Source organism: Oceanobacillus sp. B139/18 (genome assembly GCF_055524595.1).
Map to the genome: position 1 here is coordinate 320,222 of NZ_JBVFXI010000006.1, position 17,399 is coordinate 337,620.

15 protein-coding genes are annotated in these 17,399 nt (G+C 41.3%); 8 read left to right on the plus strand and 7 right to left on the minus strand.

Going from position 1 to position 17,399, the window contains the following annotated elements; translation table 11 throughout:
* The first annotated feature begins 142 nt into the window (after positions 1-142).
* Positions 143-1,453, plus strand: coding sequence for a nucleotide sugar dehydrogenase (locus ACZSMY_RS17970; RefSeq protein ID WP_042529585.1), 1,311 nt, complete (start codon positions 143-145; stop codon positions 1,451-1,453).
* Positions 1,454-1,498: 45 nt separating this feature from the next.
* Here ACZSMY_RS17970 and ACZSMY_RS17975 read toward each other — a convergent pair whose 3' ends face one another.
* Positions 1,499-2,608: a glycosyltransferase family 4 protein gene (locus ACZSMY_RS17975; RefSeq protein ID WP_042529583.1), complete on the minus strand. Its 1,110-nt coding sequence runs from the start codon at positions 2,606-2,608 to the stop codon at positions 1,499-1,501.
* A gap of 388 nt (positions 2,609-2,996) precedes the next feature.
* Here ACZSMY_RS17975 and ACZSMY_RS17980 point away from each other — a divergent pair, with 388 nt between their 5' ends.
* From ACZSMY_RS17980 to ACZSMY_RS17990, 3 genes are all read left to right on the plus strand, one after another.
* Positions 2,997-3,410, plus strand: coding sequence for a hypothetical protein (locus ACZSMY_RS17980; protein WP_042529581.1), 414 nt, complete (start codon positions 2,997-2,999; stop codon positions 3,408-3,410).
* 159 nt (positions 3,411-3,569) lie between these two features.
* The gene (locus ACZSMY_RS17985; RefSeq protein WP_042529579.1) at positions 3,570-4,322 is read left to right on the plus strand and encodes a threonine/serine exporter family protein; all 753 of its coding nucleotides are present in this window, start codon (positions 3,570-3,572) and stop codon (positions 4,320-4,322) included.
* Between the two features lie 97 nt (positions 4,323-4,419).
* A complete protein-coding gene (locus tag ACZSMY_RS17990; RefSeq protein WP_465148111.1) occupies positions 4,420-4,863 on the plus strand; it encodes a threonine/serine exporter family protein in 444 nt (147 codons plus the stop codon).
* A 135-nt stretch (positions 4,864-4,998) separates the two neighbouring features.
* Here the strand turns inward: ACZSMY_RS17990 and ACZSMY_RS17995 are convergent, their stop codons facing one another.
* The gene (locus ACZSMY_RS17995; protein WP_465148112.1) at positions 4,999-5,865 is read right to left on the minus strand and encodes an Rpn family recombination-promoting nuclease/putative transposase; all 867 of its coding nucleotides are present in this window, start codon (positions 5,863-5,865) and stop codon (positions 4,999-5,001) included.
* A 531-nt stretch (positions 5,866-6,396) separates the two neighbouring features.
* On the opposite strand from ACZSMY_RS17995, the gene zwf reads away from it, so the two are divergent.
* Positions 6,397-7,872 carry a glucose-6-phosphate dehydrogenase gene (zwf, locus tag ACZSMY_RS18000; RefSeq protein ID WP_256705199.1) on the plus strand — a complete coding sequence of 492 codons (1,476 nt, stop codon included), beginning with the start codon at positions 6,397-6,399 and terminating at the stop codon, positions 7,870-7,872.
* Positions 7,873-7,936: 64 nt separating this feature from the next.
* Here zwf and ACZSMY_RS18005 read toward each other — a convergent pair whose 3' ends face one another.
* The 3 genes from ACZSMY_RS18005 to ACZSMY_RS18015 all read right to left on the minus strand — a co-directional run bounded on the left by ACZSMY_RS18005 (position 7,937) and on the right by ACZSMY_RS18015 (position 12,345).
* Positions 7,937-8,230 carry a hypothetical protein gene (locus ACZSMY_RS18005; protein WP_042529572.1) on the minus strand — a complete coding sequence of 98 codons (294 nt, stop codon included), beginning with the start codon at positions 8,228-8,230 and terminating at the stop codon, positions 7,937-7,939.
* 173 nt (positions 8,231-8,403) lie between these two features.
* Complete coding sequence (locus ACZSMY_RS18010) at positions 8,404-11,475, minus strand: efflux RND transporter permease subunit (RefSeq protein ID WP_465148113.1); 3,072 nt, start codon at positions 11,473-11,475, stop codon at positions 8,404-8,406.
* Positions 11,476-11,478: 3 nt separating this feature from the next.
* Positions 11,479-12,345: an efflux RND transporter periplasmic adaptor subunit gene (locus ACZSMY_RS18015; protein ID WP_042529570.1), complete on the minus strand. Its 867-nt coding sequence runs from the start codon at positions 12,343-12,345 to the stop codon at positions 11,479-11,481.
* A 712-nt stretch (positions 12,346-13,057) separates the two neighbouring features.
* Here ACZSMY_RS18015 and ACZSMY_RS18020 point away from each other — a divergent pair.
* The 3 genes from ACZSMY_RS18020 to ACZSMY_RS18030 all read left to right on the plus strand — a co-directional run bounded on the left by ACZSMY_RS18020 (position 13,058) and on the right by ACZSMY_RS18030 (position 16,257).
* A complete protein-coding gene (locus ACZSMY_RS18020; protein WP_465148114.1) occupies positions 13,058-14,053 on the plus strand; it encodes an ABC transporter substrate-binding protein in 996 nt (331 codons plus the stop codon).
* Positions 14,054-14,191: 138 nt separating this feature from the next.
* Positions 14,192-15,049, plus strand: a complete 858-nt coding sequence (locus ACZSMY_RS18025) for an ABC transporter permease (RefSeq protein WP_212929177.1) — start codon at positions 14,192-14,194, stop codon at positions 15,047-15,049.
* The gene (locus tag ACZSMY_RS18030; protein WP_042529566.1) at positions 15,049-16,257 is read left to right on the plus strand and encodes a quaternary amine ABC transporter ATP-binding protein; all 1,209 of its coding nucleotides are present in this window, start codon (positions 15,049-15,051) and stop codon (positions 16,255-16,257) included. The genes ACZSMY_RS18025 and ACZSMY_RS18030 overlap by 1 nt, the downstream gene beginning before the upstream one ends.
* A 151-nt stretch (positions 16,258-16,408) precedes the next feature.
* Here the strand turns inward: ACZSMY_RS18030 and ACZSMY_RS18035 are convergent, their stop codons facing one another.
* Entirely contained in the window at positions 16,409-16,633 is a 225-nt protein-coding gene (locus tag ACZSMY_RS18035) for a hypothetical protein (RefSeq protein ID WP_042529564.1), read from the minus strand.
* A gap of 122 nt (positions 16,634-16,755) precedes the next feature.
* Entirely contained in the window at positions 16,756-17,175 is a 420-nt protein-coding gene (gene fabZ, locus ACZSMY_RS18040) for a 3-hydroxyacyl-ACP dehydratase FabZ (protein WP_042529562.1), read from the minus strand.
* Positions 17,176-17,399 lie beyond the last annotated feature (224 nt).

Genomic DNA, 17,399 nt, shown 5'->3' on the forward strand with positions numbered 1-17,399 from the left:
CTCCAGTGTATTTTAATGAAATAAATCGCTTAGGTTACAATAAGTCTAACTACCATTTACTATACATCTAATTTAGATAATTGTATAATATGGAACAAGTAGATGTTACATGAATTTACATTTAAAAAGGCAGGCTAAATAAATGAATCTATTTCAACAAATTCAAGATAGAAAAGCTAAGATTTCCGTCATTGGTCTGGGTTATGTAGGACTGCCCCTGGCAGTGGAATTAGCAAAAAAATATGATGTGGTCGGTTTTGACCTGAATGAAGCAAAGGTTGCGCAATATCGAAAAGGCATTGATGTAACGGAAGAGGTCGGCAGTGAGGCGCTAAAGGAAACTACCCTGGAATTCACAAGTGCGCCGAGCGATATCAGCGATTGTACCTTTCATATCGTCGCTGTGCCGACACCGATTAATTCGGATAAAACGCCGAATTTAAAACCTGTGATTTCAGCAAGTGAGACAGTTGGACAACACCTTACGGAAGGCTCAATTGTTGTTTATGAATCAACGGTTTACCCGGGGACAACGGAAGAGGTTTGCATTCCTATTTTAGAGGAAAAATCTCAATTGACTTTCGGAAAGGATTTCAAAGTAGGCTACTCTCCGGAACGAATCAATCCCGGCGATAAGGTGAATACCCTTGTCACTATCCAAAAGATTGTGTCCGGCTCAGATGAGGAAGCATTAAAGGAAATCTCCGCTTTATATGGTTCCATTATTCAAGCTGGTGTCTTTGAAGCAAAATCGATCAAGGTTGCAGAAGCGGCAAAGGTGATTGAGAATTCACAGCGGGATATCAATATCGCCTTTATGAATGAGCTTTCCATGGTTTTCAATAAGATGGATATCGATACGAAGGATGTGCTGGAAGCGGCCGGCACGAAATGGAACTTTTTGAAGTTCACTCCCGGTCTTGTCGGCGGACACTGCATCGGCGTGGATCCTTATTACTTTACCTATAAAGCAGAGCAGCTCGGCTATCATTCGCAGATTATCCTAGCGGGAAGAAAAATCAATGATGATATGGGCAGATATATTGCCAGCAGCATCATCAAGAAAATGATTAAGTCGAAGCTGCAGGTGGATGGCGCGCGTGTTGCCATTCTCGGACTGACATTTAAAGAAAATGTTGCAGATGTACGTAATACGAAGGTCAATGATATCGTGGATGAATTAACGGAATACGGTGTCGATGTGCTGGTTCATGATCCAAAAGCAGAACCTGAGGAAGTCAAAGAGGTTTTCGGATTTGAATTGGTTCAGGATAATCAATTAACCGATTTGGATGCGGTTGTTTTAGCTGTACCGCATCAGGAATATCAGGAATACCAGGTAAGTGATTTCCATCCAATGTACCGGACGGATGAGAAGGTATTTATCGATATTAAGGGAGCTTACGGCAGAGATGCGCTGGAAGCTGAAGGCTTTAAATACTGGAGCTTATAAGGAAGCTTGATTATAGCGGAACATCAAAAAAGCAGTGACATGCGATTAGTCACTGCTTTTTCTTGATTTCTTCTTTTTCTTAAACGGTTTAAATATAAATGACTTTATCCGCCGGAGGATAGTGACAATAGGTCTTCTCCCTCCCATAACCAGTCCGGCGAGTTCCGCAAAAATATGTAATAGAAATATCATCACAGCTGTGAAAACAAGGGAAATGGCCAGATCCGCTTCGGAAAAGAGAATCCCGATCACCCCGAACAAGCCGCTGAACAGATAGATAATCACCACTGTTTTCCGGTGGCTGTAGCCGGCATCGATTAATTGATAATGAATATGGCGGCGGTCTGCTGTCATAATGCTTTCTTTATTATAAAGCCGGCGAATCATTGCTACCAGTGTGTCAAAAATAGGCACTGCCAAAATCACAATCGGAATAATAAAACTAAAGAAGGTAATGTTTTTAAACAGACCTAAGATCGAAATAATTGCAATGATATAGCCCAGCAGGTTAGATCCGGTATCCCCCATATATATCTTGGCGGGGTAAAAATTATGGTATAAAAAGCCGATATTCGCGCCAATAAAGGTAATGCATAAGTAAGCAACCAGCACCTGCGTGTCCACAATCGCCATGGCGAAGATACTGATCATCGCAATTGTTGTCACTCCCGTGGCCAGTCCGTCCAAGCCGTCAATTAAATTAATGGCATTGGTGATTCCGATAATCCAAAAGAAGGTCAGCACCGGACCTAAAAAGCCTAGTTCCACAACGCCCAAAAGCGGAATGGTGATTCGTTCAATAATCAAACCCGCATAAATCAGCAGACTCGCGGCAATGACTTGTCCTGATAATTTAATTAAAGGGCGTATCGTATATTTATCATCCAGCGCTCCGGTAATCAAAATGATAAGCGAGCCAATCAAAATTTCATCTATGAAGACATGTCTTGGCTGCAAATACAGCATACCTAATAAAGCACCTGCAAAAATAGCTAATCCACCTAATCTTGGTGTGACACTCTGATGTATTTTTCGATGGTTTGGTTTATCCATTGCTCCTATTTTTACTGCCAGCTTTTTCACTGGATAGGTAATCAGCAAAGCTGAGATGGCAGAAATTAAAAAGGCGATTGTTAAATCTACATAGTTTAGCATAGTATTCTCCTAAATATTACAAGTCACATACTCCTAAAAAGAATGGCTTTCATTTGGTCAGCAGCAGGGTTGAAGATAGGTTGATTTTCCTATTCTGTTCCCATTGCGTTTCTTTTTGCTCATCTGGCTTCAAGTGCCAGACTTTAAAGGTTCCATGTCGAAATTTGTATGTTTATTTTTCCCTTATTTCGACATCATTTCCTGTGGACTTCTTTAAATTATATAGGACTCTTCCTATATTGCGCAATGATTTATCCGTTTATTCTTTGGGAATCTTTCATGGCGGGGATTTTGCTGGAATAGAAATAGGTAAAGCGCATCTTTTTTTTAGGTTGCGACTGTGGTACATTCATTACAAACATCAGCTTGTGAAAAGGAGGTGCCTCATATGTTTTTATATCTTTATGTATTAGCAGCTGCTATCGCTGTGTTTGGAATGATTGTTGTATTCCGTTCCACCATGGATAACATGCTGACAGAGCCGGAAAAGTTCCCGCAGCATTTAAACCGTTTTTTTACCAAATTTTCTATTCTTGAAATCTTGCCAATTGCGATGATTGTGCTGGGATTTATCTTCCCGCCAAGTGAACAGCTGGACATGTCGGATGCGCTGATTCCAATTGTCATTATTGCCCTTTTAATGATTATTCATATTTTTTATATCTTCTCGCAGCGTTCTCCTGCAGGTAATGTCGAAAAAGAGCTCAAACAGCGGATCCAGCCATTTATATTTATGGCGATGGCTTTAGGAAATGCGGTTCCTATTATTGCAATTGTTTTTATTCTGTTAATCGTCAGCTAATCTATCCTGATGTGTTTCTTGCACATCGGGTTTTCTTTTTGCATTTACATCCACCAGGATAAGAAGACTTCTCAAAAAAAGTTTAGGTTTATACCTTTCTTTCGGGGACTGCTTTACCTATAATAGAACTTAGTTTGAACCGGATGCGGAGGTTATGTTTTGAGCAAGCAATCTGTTACTGTAGAAAAAATATGTTTATTAGCCGGAAAGATTATGCTGGCTTCTGGAGCAGAGACGTATCGGGTCGAGGATACCATGGACCGGATCGCACAGTCTTATGGGGTAGAAAACCCTCAAAGCTATGCTACATTAACCGGACTGCACTTCTCGCTCGATTATACTGAAAGCAGTTATTTCTTACGGATTACCAAACGCGCTACAGATCTACATAAAATTGATGATGTGAATCAGCTTTCCCGGGAAATTGTCGCGTATCAGCTTCCCTTGGAGACAGCTTATCATAAATTAAAAACGTTAGAAAAAAATGTACCAACCTTTTCTTTAAGCTTCCAAGTGCTTGCAGCCACACTGGTCAGCGGGTGTTTTTCCTTAATGTTCGGCGGTACGTGGGCTGACTTTTTACCAGCCTGTCTTGCAGGAAGTATCGGGTACTCGACGATGATTCTATTTGATAAAATGATTGAAATCCGCTTCCTCGCAGAATTTATCGGATCATCGTTCATTGGTTTAACAGCTGCGATCTGTTTTTTGCTCGGCTTTGGCGGAAGTCTGGAAATGATTATTATCGGCGCGGTTATGCCGCTTGTTCCCGGGCTCCCAATTACGAATGCCATTCGCGATTTAATGGCGGGTCATCTTGTTTCCGGTGTTTCCAAGGGAATCGAGTCACTGCTTACCGCTGTAGCGATTGGAGCCGGAATTGCGATGGTTTATGGGTTTTTTCCAGTTTAATTGCTGTCATCCGAAAATAACAAGGCAGCTCTCATCGGTGTGGCAGACGCAGAAGTCGTCACACTCTGCGAATGCTTAAATGGAGGATAGAATACAAATGTTTGATATTATTGTTCAACTTGCTGCCAGTTTTATTGCATCTGCAGGCTTTGGTGTTTTATTTAATGCACCAAAAAAATCATTGATTCCATGCGGTCTTGTCGGAATGCTTGGCTGGATTCTCTTTTACACCCTCAGAGAATTTCATGTCGATATCGTTGCTGCAACTACCTTTGCGGCAATTCTTGTCTCCATCCTCAGCCAAGTTTGTTCCCGTATTCTAAAAAGGCCAATCATTATCTTCGCGGTATCCGGCATTATCCCGCTCGTACCTGGAGGCGTCGCCTATAATGCCATGCGAAACTTTGTTGAAAATGATTATAATACGGCAATTCAGCTTTCAGCCCAAGTGATGCTGCTGGCTGGAGGTATTGCGATTGGTCTAATGTTTTCCCAGGTTATTAATCAGATTATGATGAAGCTGCAGAAGGCAAAGCCGTAATTTTTTCATCTACATTGAAGTGACCAATCCTTCGTTGATAAAAGCTTTGCTTCGTACAATTCTAAAAGGGGGAAGGTATATTTTTAAACGTCTCCCTTTCTTGTCTTATGAAAGCTGTTTGTTTCTTCGTTTTATTTACTTGCCTGCCAGCTTTTTAATTTCTTCTTTGCTTAATTTTGTGATCTCTGCTATTTGGTTGACTGGCATGCCTATTGCCAGCAATTCTAAAGCTATTTCTTGTTTTCCTTCTTGTTTTCCTTCTTGTCTCCCTTCCTGCTTCCCTTTCTCCAATCCTCTCTCAAAATAAGAATTCGGCAGCTGCAAAACCATGTCTTTTTCCTCCTCCGGCAAGTTCTCCATTTGCTCCATCATTTGCGCTTCCTCCTCTTTGTTTAGTTTTAGATAAGTTTCGAAATAACCATACAGGAATTCCATTTGCGCCGGGTTGATTTTCATCCGGGTGATCATGCGCAGAAACTCCAGCTTCACCTGAACCCGCTCATGCGCTTCATACCCCATCTGACTGAGCAAGGCTGCTGCGGCCGGGTTGTCTGATTGAATATAAGCTCTCCAGTTTTTCTTGATTAAGTGTAATTGTAAAAAGTTAAATTGAAGGACGTCTTGGATGGGTGTATTAATTCTGAATTGCGTAGGTTCTTCTTTTTCCCTATTATAACTCAAAACAGCGATGGGTTGAATGGGTTTGCGGTGTTTGGCGTAAAGGTAAGAAAAATAGAGAAACATTCTTTCAGGAAAATTTGCTTCACGGGTCGATTGTGCTTCCGTATGAATATGCAGAATTTTGTCTTCATGATTCAGCTTAACTTCGGCGAGGACGTCTATTTCTTTCTTGCGGCCATTGAGGTAATCCAGATAGACTTCCTGTTCGAGGAAGGTCACGTTGGAGAAATCAATGTAGGGATAGAGATTGGGGAAAAATGCTTCGATAAACTCTTCAAAAAACTCTTGAATCAGCTTTTTCGTCAGCCGATCATGCTTCATGTAGTCTGCTTCTTCTTCGAGAATAACTGGTGCTGTAAGCAATAGACCACTTCCTTTCTTTGAATTGTCTATATTTTACCAATCATTTTAAAATAAAGCCAGTCTTTTTTCAGATAAACTGGGTAAATATTTACTGCAGATGGTTTTTATAAATTCCATCAAGCTAAGCAGTTGTATATACTCCCCCCTCTTTTTTTATAATAATTCCATTATATCCAGTTCACTCCAAACAAATTCTGAAAAATTAATTTATTAACTCCATTTTAGAGGTAAATAAATTGACAAAGCCACCATTCATTCTGTAAAGTTAATGATTAATCCCCTTCTATCTTTAGGGAATTTTTAATGTGTTTGTGCGTGTTCCAAAGCTTCCCTGTAAAATGTGCCTTTCAATCCAAATTGGCGCGGTCAAAACCTTGATGGATTTAGTCTGTTGGACATTTCCATCTGTTTTCAAATCAGCATTTTAGAGGATACTTACACGCATTTTTTAACATCTTTACAGAAACTAAAGAATTGAGGAACCTAATCATGAGTGAAACTATACAACCAAAGGCAACGATTGTGATTTTTGGAGCAACTGGAGATTTGGCAAACCGTAAACTATACCCTTCCATTTACCGCCTTTATAAGAGCGGTAAACTAGACGAGAATTTCGCGGTTATCGGGCTTGCCCGCCGTGGATGGGATAATGACATTATACGTGAGAAGGTAGAGCAGTCTATCCAAGGGTTGACTTCCGAGGATGAAGATGTATCTGAATTCACTTCTCATTTTTATTATAAATCATTTGATGTTACATCGACAGATTCCTATACTGACTTAAAATTTATGGTGGAATCTCTTGAACGGGAATATCATACGGAAGGCAATCGCCTGTTTTATTTAGCGATGGCTCCTGACTTTTTCGGGACTATTGCCAATCAGCTGAAAGACCATGGCTTAAAAGAAACGTCTGGATGGACACGTTTAGTGATTGAAAAACCTTTTGGGCATGATTTACCTTCTGCCAAAAAACTGAATAAAGAGCTTCAAGCTGCTTTTGATGAAAATCAAATCTATCGAATCGACCATTATCTAGGAAAAGAAATGGTTCAAAATATCGAAGTTATCCGTTTTGCGAATGGAATCTTTGAGCACTTATGGAATAACCAATTTATCAATAACATTCAAGTAACAAGCAGTGAGACACTTGGTGTTGAAGAACGCGCACACTACTACGATGCATCAGGTGCAACAAGGGATATGATTCAAAACCATATGCTGCAAATGGTTGCTCTGCTTGCTATGGAGCCGCCAATCAATCTCAGCACCGAAGAAATTCGTTCGGAAAAAATCAAGGTATTGCGTGCTCTGCGCACCATCAAAGAAGAGAAGGTTCACAAGTATTTTGTCCGCGGTCAATATGGTCCCGGGGAAATCGACGGAAAAAAAGTCAATGGTTATCAGGATGAAGCTGAAGCATTAAAAGACTCCACAACAGAAACCTTTGTTGCTGCAAAGCTTGTTATTGACAACTATCGCTGGGCCGGCGTTCCTTTCTATATTCGTACAGGAAAACGAATGAAAGAAAAATCAACCAAAATTGTTGTGGAATTTAAAGATATTCCAATGAACCTTTATCATAAAAAAGATGATTTACGAAATCCTAACCTGCTCGTTATTAACATTCAGCCAAATGAAGGGATTACACTTCATTTGAATGCGAAGAAAACAGGGAATGGTAATTTAACAGAGCCTATTCAGCTGGCTTATCACCAAGATTCAGAATCTGGTATCAATACTCCAGAAGCATATGAAAAGCTTATTTACGATAGTATGCTTGGTGATGCAACGAACTTTACACACTGGGATGAAGTTGCATTGTCATGGGAATTTGTTGATCGTCTTTTAGCGAGCTGGGCAAATACAAAACCGGATTTCCCGAATTATGAATCTGGTTCGATGGGTCCAAAAGCTGCAGATGAATTGCTTGAAAGAAATGGCTTTCATTGGTGGCCGGAATAAACTATATATTACTCCTATCAAAAATAAGCCTCCTGCTTTCTTAATGTAGCAGGAGGCTTATTTTTTAATATCTTCTTGGTTGAAATACGGAAATAATCAATACGATACATGTAATCCAATGCAATGTCATGCCAACAAGTGGGATAAAGCCAATAATACTTGTTACAATTCCTAAAACACTGCCCGCTATCCATCTTCTATCCCGGCTGGCGAGGAGTAATGTAATAATATGAAGAATCAGCATGACGAATAATGGCGTATAGCCCGACCCCATGATATAAATACCGCCAAAGACTGGAATACCCAATAATCCTTCAAAAACACCGGTGATTAACTGCATTACTTGGGATATTACCATTTTATCTACCTTCTTTCGCTTTTCTTTGTCTTTATCATACCCGATTTTCGACATGAAATGAATTCTAGCCTGTTGTTAATCAAGGAAAATTATTTATGTCATGAAAAGGGCAGCTCGGCAAATGAGATGATTGTCTCTCTGCCAAGAGCTGCCTCATTTTTCATTACTTACGTTTACTTTTTCGCTGCTTTCTTCCGCTTCCTTCTTCCCCTTACTTTCTTCGTTATGTTATCAAAGATCAGATAAATAACAGGAACAAAGAATAAGGTAAAGATGCTGGAAATCGTTAAACCGAAGATTATCGTTACAGCTAATGGCTGCTGCAGCTCGGCCCCTTCACCAATTCCCAGCCCTAGCGGAACCATCGCCAGAATCGTGGTAAGGGATGTCATCATGATTGGGCGCAGTCTGGAGCGTCCTGCTTCAATAATAGCTTCTATCTGGTCCATTCCTCTTCTGCGCAGAATATTGATATAGTCTACAAGTACAATCGAGTTATTAACCACTATTCCGGCAAGCATAATAATGCCGATAAAGCCGGCTACGCTTAAGGATATATTTGTCACAAACAGTCCGCCAATAACACCAATAATGGTTGTCGGTAATGCAAACATAATAATAAATGGCTGCAGGAGATTTTCAAATTGTACAGCGAGTACGATATACACTAAGAAAATCGAGAATATCAGCGCTACGCCAAGCTCCATAAAGGCCTCTTTCATATCTTCTGCCTGGCCGCCAATGCTATAGCTGTAGCCTTCAGGAAAGTCCATTTGACTTAGCTTCGTTTCAATATCGGATACGACACTTCCTAAATCGCGACCGACAACTCCCGAGCTGACATTCATTTGTGCCTGCTGATTTTCTCTCAGGAGCGTCTGTGGTCCTTCTGCCTGCTCGATCTCAACAAGTTCATCCAACGGAACCGTTGCTCCTGAAGGGGATTGAATACTGCTGTCTAACAGGTCTTCAATACTTGTGCGAGTATCTTCTGGATAGGCAATGGTAATATCGATTTCCTGTCCTTCTTCCCGATATTGGCCGACCACCTGTCCGGAGAATTTCATTTCCAGCTGGCTGGTGATTTGCGACCCTGACAGCCCATAGCTGGAGGCTGCGTCCTCATCTACCCGAATTTCCATTTGCGGAATGCCATCTTCTGCTGTAGAGGTTGTATTGGTTACTCCTTCAACCTCCTCCATTTCAGCAAGGACCTGTTCGGATAAATCAATCAGGGTATCATTTTCAGGGCCATTTAATTGAATCGTAATCGGGTCTCCCATTTCCATACCGCCATCCATCGCAGAGGCTGCAATATCAGCACCTGCAATATGCTGCACACGTTCATCGATCTCTACCATAATCTGTTCCGTTGACCGGTCCCGCTCTGATGCAGGTATTAATTGCAGCGTATAGGTTGATTCATTCATACTGCCAGTAAAGTCAGCAGATCCGATGGTTACATAGCTGACATCCATATATTCCTCATAGTCTGCTAAAATGTCATCCACCTGTTCTGTCATGCCGATCGTATAGTCTAAGCTGCTTCCCGGCGGTGTCTCTACCGTGATCTGCGCTTGTCCCTGGTCGGCTGATGGCATAAACTCCATCCCGATACGCGGAATGAGAAAAAGGCTGCCGATAATCGCTAATATCGTTACCAGGACGGTTGTTTTTCTAAATCTCAGTACTTTTTCTAATCCTTTTCCATAACGTGTTTTCAACCAATTTAAAAACCTGTCAAACCAATACCTTTTTCCCGATCCTTCCATGACATTTGCCAACAGCTTCGAGGAGAGCATTGGTACTAATGTAATCGCAACGACTAAAGATGCGACTAAGGAGAAGGAAACAGCCAGTGCTAATGGCGTAAATAAGTCGGATGACATTCCTTCTACAAAAACAATTGGTAAAAATACGACTAATGTCGTCGTTGTTGAAGCAATAACTGCCGGTGCTAATTCAATCGATCCCTTGGTTGCCGCCTCAAACAGGCTGTAGCCTCTGCGCCGGTAGGAATAAATATTTTCTAAAATAATAATGGAGCTATCCAGCATCATTCCAATCCCTAAAGCCAATCCGCCCAGGGAAAGTACATTCAAGGTCTGACCCGTAAAGTACATTAATACAAAGGTTGCGATAATCGCAATTGGTATTGATAATCCAATCACAATGGTTGCACGGATGCTCTTTAAAAACAGGAGCAGAATAAGAAAGGCGATTGCCCCTCCAATTAAAATATTATTCATGACCGAATCAATCGACATCTCAATAAATTCAGAGGTATCAATGATGGTATTTAAACCCATTCCTTCTGGTAAATCTTCCATCATTCCCGGCATCGCATCTGTAATATTCGATGCAACCTCTACCGTATTCGCATCTGTCTGCTTCATTACAGACAAGACAAGTGCATGCTCCCCGTTCACCATCGTTTCGGAGGAAGTCTCTTTAAAATCGTCCTGCACGTCTGCAATATCCGAAATACGGACAACGCCGCCTGCCTCTGATTGAATCTGTGTATTTTCAATATCCTCTATGTTGTCAAATTCACCAATGACGCGAATCTGTAAATCCTGATTTCCCTGTTCTACCGTACCGATGGAGGAAGAGCTGTTCTCGCTTCCCAGTGTATCCATGACACTTTGAGGCGAGATGCCATATTGTTCTAAGCTCGCTTCATCTAATTCAATTTGAATCTCTCTTTCTAAGCCGCCTTCAATCGTGACTGAGGCTACCCCTTCTTGTCTTTCAAAGAAAGGAACAATTTGCTGGTCTGCGATTTCGGTCAGCTCGGCTAAATCATCGCCCGTTAACCCGAGGTACATAACCGGAAGTGAATCAGGGCTGAAGCGAAGAATATTCGGGTCCCCTGCTCCATCAGGTAACATTCCTTTTACTTGGTCAACCTGTTCTCTCACATCCAACAGGGCCTGGTCTAAATCTGTTCCATTTTGAAACATCATCATTACCATGGAGGACCCAGATTGTGATTGAGATTGAACCGTATCGATTCCTTCTACTGCACTTACTGCTGATTCCAGCGGTCTGCTGATTAAATTCTGCACATCTTCTGGTGCTGCATCTTGATAATTGGTAGCAACGACGGCTACCGGCAAATCTATTTCAGGGAAAAGATCGACCGCAAGATTTCGCAGGGACATAACCCCTAAAGCAAGAACAGCTAATACAATCATAATGACGCCAATTGGCCGTTTTACTGAAGTTTTTATAAGCTGTTTCAAAATCTATTCCCCTTTCACTACTTCGACAGCATCGCCGTCTTCTAATCCGGATTGACCTGTTATGACGATTTCTTCCCCAGCTTCGATATCTCCCTCGATTGCGGTTTGCCGGGATTGCATCGTAATAACAGAAACCTCGCGCTGCTCTACCGTTTCCTCATCCGTTACCACAAAAACAAAGGACTCCCTTTCACTCTCTACAACTGCTTCTGTAGGTACTAATAAGGCATCCGATTCTACGGTTTCCTCGACGGTTATTTTTGCAACAGCTCCGGAGATAAAGGACGCATCTCCAGCTTCAAATGTAGCCGTAACCGGATATAATCCGGTATCATCCGGAATCTGATCTATATTGGTAATCGCAGCTGTTTTCTCTTCTCCGCTCACAGTCACTTCTACTTCATCATCGATATTCAAAAGGTTCAGCATGCTTTCGGAGGCACTGCCTTCTGCTTTCCATTCATCTGTATCCGCAATCAGCATAAAAGGCTCTTCCGGGTCGATATTCTCGCCTTCACCGGCCTGAATCTGAATGACTTCCCCAGCTTCCGGTGCGTCCACAGATTGTGTATTGCCATCAAGCGTTAATTCAGCGACTGTCTCATCTTCTTCTACCGTATCGCCGACATTTACTTCTAAGGTGTCTACTTCTAAAGGCTGTTCAATCATAATCGGGGTTGTCTGTGAAGGCTCCAGTCGGGCATTAAATGTTCTTTCCCGCGTCAATTCCCCTTCTTCGACCTCCTCTGTCTGTACAGAAGTAATTACCTCCTCCTGTGTTTCTTCAGCGGATTCATTGTCATCCTCTGTACATGCCGCTAAAACAAACAGCATCAAAATCAATCCAATTGCTCCAATACTTTTTTTCATGGTTATGTAGATACCCCTTCCTTATTTTAACTGGCACTTGCCTGCTCTCGTTTTTATACCTTTTTTTCTGTCTCTTTGTTTCGTACGAAAGTGACACGCAATTCGTTTCAAAAAATTCCTCATTTAAGTATATCCCTTTCAAAATACCCAAGCAACGTTTGTCTGCCAGGTGATGAGAGAAGTTATTAAATGCACTTTTTCTATAACATATCCCCTCACGGAACGTCAGATGCAAGTCTTATCTGCTTATTGCCGCATAATAATTCCAGCAACGCTTTTGATGGGACGAGTAATCGCAGTCCCAGCGCTTTTGATGGGACGAGTAATCGCAGTCCTCCATCATTCTATTTTCCTATGAATCTGACAAGATTCGACTGATTTTTATCAATCATTTTGAAAACGCATACGTATTTTAGAGCATTCTCGACAATTACAAAGATAAACACGCTTAAACCTGCCTTCACCTCTTTATACATCGAAATATGCATCTTTATCCACTTTTAAGCGCTTTGTTTAATTTTATAACTATAAGGTATAATTAAAAATCGAATCATAGCTTATTTCCATCCTCATACATCATTTTCTTTCAGCTTTTGAATAAATAGCTTGATTGATTAACCCGCTGCAAAATTTTTTGTTTTACACACTATTTTGCTTTCATTTTCATCGAAATATATACCTGAAAATTCCAAAAATAAAAGGGGGAGAAAAAATGAAGAAATTATTATTTGCTTTGATAACTGCATCGGTTCTTATTTTAACTGCATGCAGCGATGCATCAAGCGAGGGAGAAATTGATACGATTGTTTTAGCTGATGCCGGCTGGGACAGTATTAATGTACACAATTATATTGCGGCACAAATCATGGAAGAAGGATACGGCTATGATACAGATATTACTTCCGGTTCAACTGCAGCGACCATACAGGGGTTAAGTGATGGGGATATCAATGTGTATATGGAGGTATGGACAGATAATATCCGCGATATTTATGAGGAATTAACAGAAGCAGGCGATATTGAAACCTTATCTGTGAATTTTGATGATAACAATCAGGGGCTGTATGTTCCTGCCTACGTTATCGAGGGTGATCCAGAACGAGGAATTGAGCCGCTTGCACCTGATTTACAAACCGTAGAAGACTTGAAGGATTATCCGGAAGTATTCCAAGATCCGGAAGATCCGGATAAAGGACGTATTATTAATGCGCCGAGCGGATGGGCTGTAGAGGAAGCCATTAATGATAAATTCGATTTCTATGAATTAGATGAGACCTTTAATAACTTTAGCCCAGGCTCTGATTCAGCTATTATTACCGATTTAGCCCGTGCTTATGAAGCTGGAGAAGGATGGGTCGGCTACTATTGGTCACCTACAGCGATTACTGCAAAATATGATTTGATTTTACTAGAAGAAGCACCTTATGATGAAGAAATTTGGGAAGAGTCAAAAGGAACCGAATTCCCGCCAAATGATGTGGTTATTTCCGTTCATCCGGATTTTCTTGAACAAGCACCTGAGGTTGTGGAATTCTTAGAACAATATAAAACAAGCAGCGCATTAACCGAAGAAGCGTTAGAGTATATGGAAGATAATGGCGCATCAGCAGAAGAAGCAGCTATCTGGTGGATGCAGGAGCACGAAGATATCTGGACAGCCTGGCTTCCAGAAGATACTGCACAGGATGTAGTTGATTCATTGGAATAAAAAAATAAACAATAACGTGGAGTAGCTGGCCACCAGGTTAGCTGCTCTTTCTTTTTCACAATCCGTCATTTTACCTTAACTAAAAAATACATTACAGAAAGAGAGGTAAATACTGCTTCCTTAGCAGTTATCATGCTTATGATTCAATTTCCAGACATTACATTCGAAGCTGGAAAGTATGTTGACGAATTTGTCAGCTTTCTTGCCAATAACTTAGAAGTTTTATTTGATTTTATATTTTTCATCACCTCGAGGTCTATCAGCGGACTCACTGATTTTCTAATGATTATTCCGTGGTGGCTGTTTATCGTTATCATCTTTTTACTTGGATGGTATTTTAAATCGCTTTTCTCAGGTGTTTTATACGGCCTCTTTATTTTTCTCATTGGGAGCTTTGGCCTGTGGGAGGAAATGATGATTACGATTTCCATCATTTTAACTGCCGTTATCATTTGCTTGATTATTGGAATTCCGCTTGGAGTTGCAATGGCATTTAATAAATGGGTCTCGATGATTTTGCGTCCGATTCTTGATGCGATGCAGACGATGCCCAGTTTTGTATATCTCATCCCGGCTATTTTCTTCTTTGGTCTGGGTAATGTTTCTGCTATCTTCGCTACATTAATTTATTCCCTGCCGCCGGTCATCCGTTTAACCGACCTTGCTATCCGCGGTGTGGATAAAGAGGTTGTGGAGTCAGCGCATTCGTTTGGCTCTTCCAGATGGCAGACCTTATCCAAAGTTCAGCTGCCGCAAGCATTGCCGACAATTATGGCCGGTGTCAACCAGACGACCATGATGGCATTAGCCATGGTTGTTATTGCATCCATGGTCGGTGCTTCCGGTCTGGGCGAGCAGGTGCTGGTATCGATTAACCGGATCGATATTGCGCTCGGCTTTGAAGCTGGTATCAGTATCGTATTTCTGGCGATTATTATTGATCGTATTACCAATGGTATCGCAGAAAAAGTACAACGTCGTGGAGGTAATCAATAATGTCTGTACAAATACAAGTAAAAAATGTTTCTAAAATATTTGGTTCCAAACCGAAATCTGTCATCCCTATGATCAAAGAAGGATTATCGAAGGAAGAAATTTTGAAGAAAACAAATCATACGGTTGGTGTCTATGATGCGACCTTTGACATTCAAAAGGGAGAGGTCTTCGTTATCATGGGGCTGTCGGGAAGCGGGAAATCCACCTTAATCCGCTGCTTCAACCTTCTGAATAAACCGACAGACGGTTCGATTCTGATTGACGGGCAGGATATTACCAAATGCAGCCGGGACGAATTAAAAAAAGTCCGTCAGGAAAAAATTGCAATGGTTTTCCAGCACTTTGGTCTCTTCAGCCACCGGACGATTTTGGCAAATGTCGAGTATGGATTGGAAATTCGGAATGTCCCAAAAGAAAAACGCAGGGAAATTGCAATGCAAAATATTGAAACAGTAGGGTTAAAGGGCTATGAAGATAAATATCCGGATGAATTATCTGGCGGCATGCAGCAGCGTGTCGGCTTAGCAAGAGCACTCACCAATGACCCGGATATTTTATTAATGGATGAGCCTTTCAGTGCACTTGACCCGCTGATCCGCCGGGAAATGCAGCTGGAGCTGTTAGACATTCAAGAACGGCTGCAAAAGACGATTATTTTTATTACACATGATGTGAATGAAGCCTTTCGAATCGGCGATCGCGTGGCTGTGATGAAGGATGGACATGTGGAGCAGGTCGGGACTCCTGAAGAGATTATCGCCAGCCCTGCCAATGACTATATTTCTGAGTTTATTAAAGATATCGACCGTTCCAAGGTATTTCAGGCAAGTCATATTATGACCAAGCCGAATGCGCTTGTTTCCATCAAGGATGGAATCAATGTGGCTGTCAAAGAAATGCGTGAAAATGGCATCTCCAGCGTATTTGTCGTGGACCGCTCCAGACGGCTTCAAGGGATTGTGACGATTGATGATGCGATACAGGGAATCAAAGAGCATAAACAATTAAGCGATCTGATTAAGAAAGATATTACGGTTGTCGCAGAAGATGAATATATCAACGATTTAATCCCGAAAGCATTGGAGTCCAGCTTTCCTTTAGCTGTAGTGAATGAGGAACAAAAGCTGGCCGGCTATATTTTACGTGTTCATGTATTATCTGGTCTTACTTCCGATGATGTGACGGAAAGTGAAGAATATGTTCATTAACCAGGCTCCATCATTTCTTAAAAAATAATAAGAAGAAGGTAATGGACGTGGGGGATTTACTCCTATCAGCGTGAGAGAATTTTTATTTCTCTTCTCACTGTAAGAGGATAACCAAAAAGTCATTGCCTTCTTCTTTATTATTTAGAGCGGCTTATTCGTTATTACGCGGCATGTCTTCTTCTCTCTCGTCAAAGTTGTCTTCATCCATGGGATCATCATTACGATTATCGTCGTTACCGTTAAATTCATCTTCTCTTTCTTCATGATCAATGGTCGGGTTATCATCTGCTGGTTCTTCATTATTCGATGTACCGCATCCAGTTACCAGCGTAAGAGCAAGAGCGGAAGCACCAACTTTTAATAATACTTTTTTCATAAAAAATTCCTCCCTTCTATATTAACCTATTGCTCGAAATTAGGTTAACCCAGAAAAGAGGAATCATACATTTCTTATTCATAATCATTTAGGAAATTTATTACATATTGCTGACGAACCCTTTATTTGATTGCAAATGTAATTTCTGCTTCACATGCAACCTCACCGTTAACCGTCGCAACGCCTTTTCCTTTGCCGATTGGCCCCTTCATGCGAATAATCTCAACCACCAGCTCCAGCTGATCTCCTGGCTTCACCTGACGTTTGAAGCGGCATTTATCCACGCCTGCTAAAAAGCCGATTTTCCCTTTGTTTTCTTCGATGCCTAAAACAGCGATTGCGCCTGTTTGTGCCAATGCTTCTAAAATAAGAACTCCAGGCATTACCGGGTAATCTGGGAAATGGCCGGGGAAAAATGGTTCATTTGCTGTGACATTTTTGATGGCTGTCACTTTTTTGCCTTCTTCTATGTCCTTCACCTGATCCACTAATAAAAACGGATAACGGTGCGGAAGAACTTCTTTGATTTGTTGAATATCCATATTTTTTCGACTCCTTTTTTAAAATAAGAATGTTAATAAAATAGCTGAAAACAGCCGCTCTGGAAAAACACTACGCTATATAAATTAATATTAATAGTTGCCGCTACAGAAAAACACTACGCTTTCCATGGGCTTGAGCTCAGCCTCCTTTAAAGAAGACTGAGCGATTGGCAAGCCGACAGGCGCAGACAGAGCTAAAGTCGCACTTATGCCCCGAGGGTAGG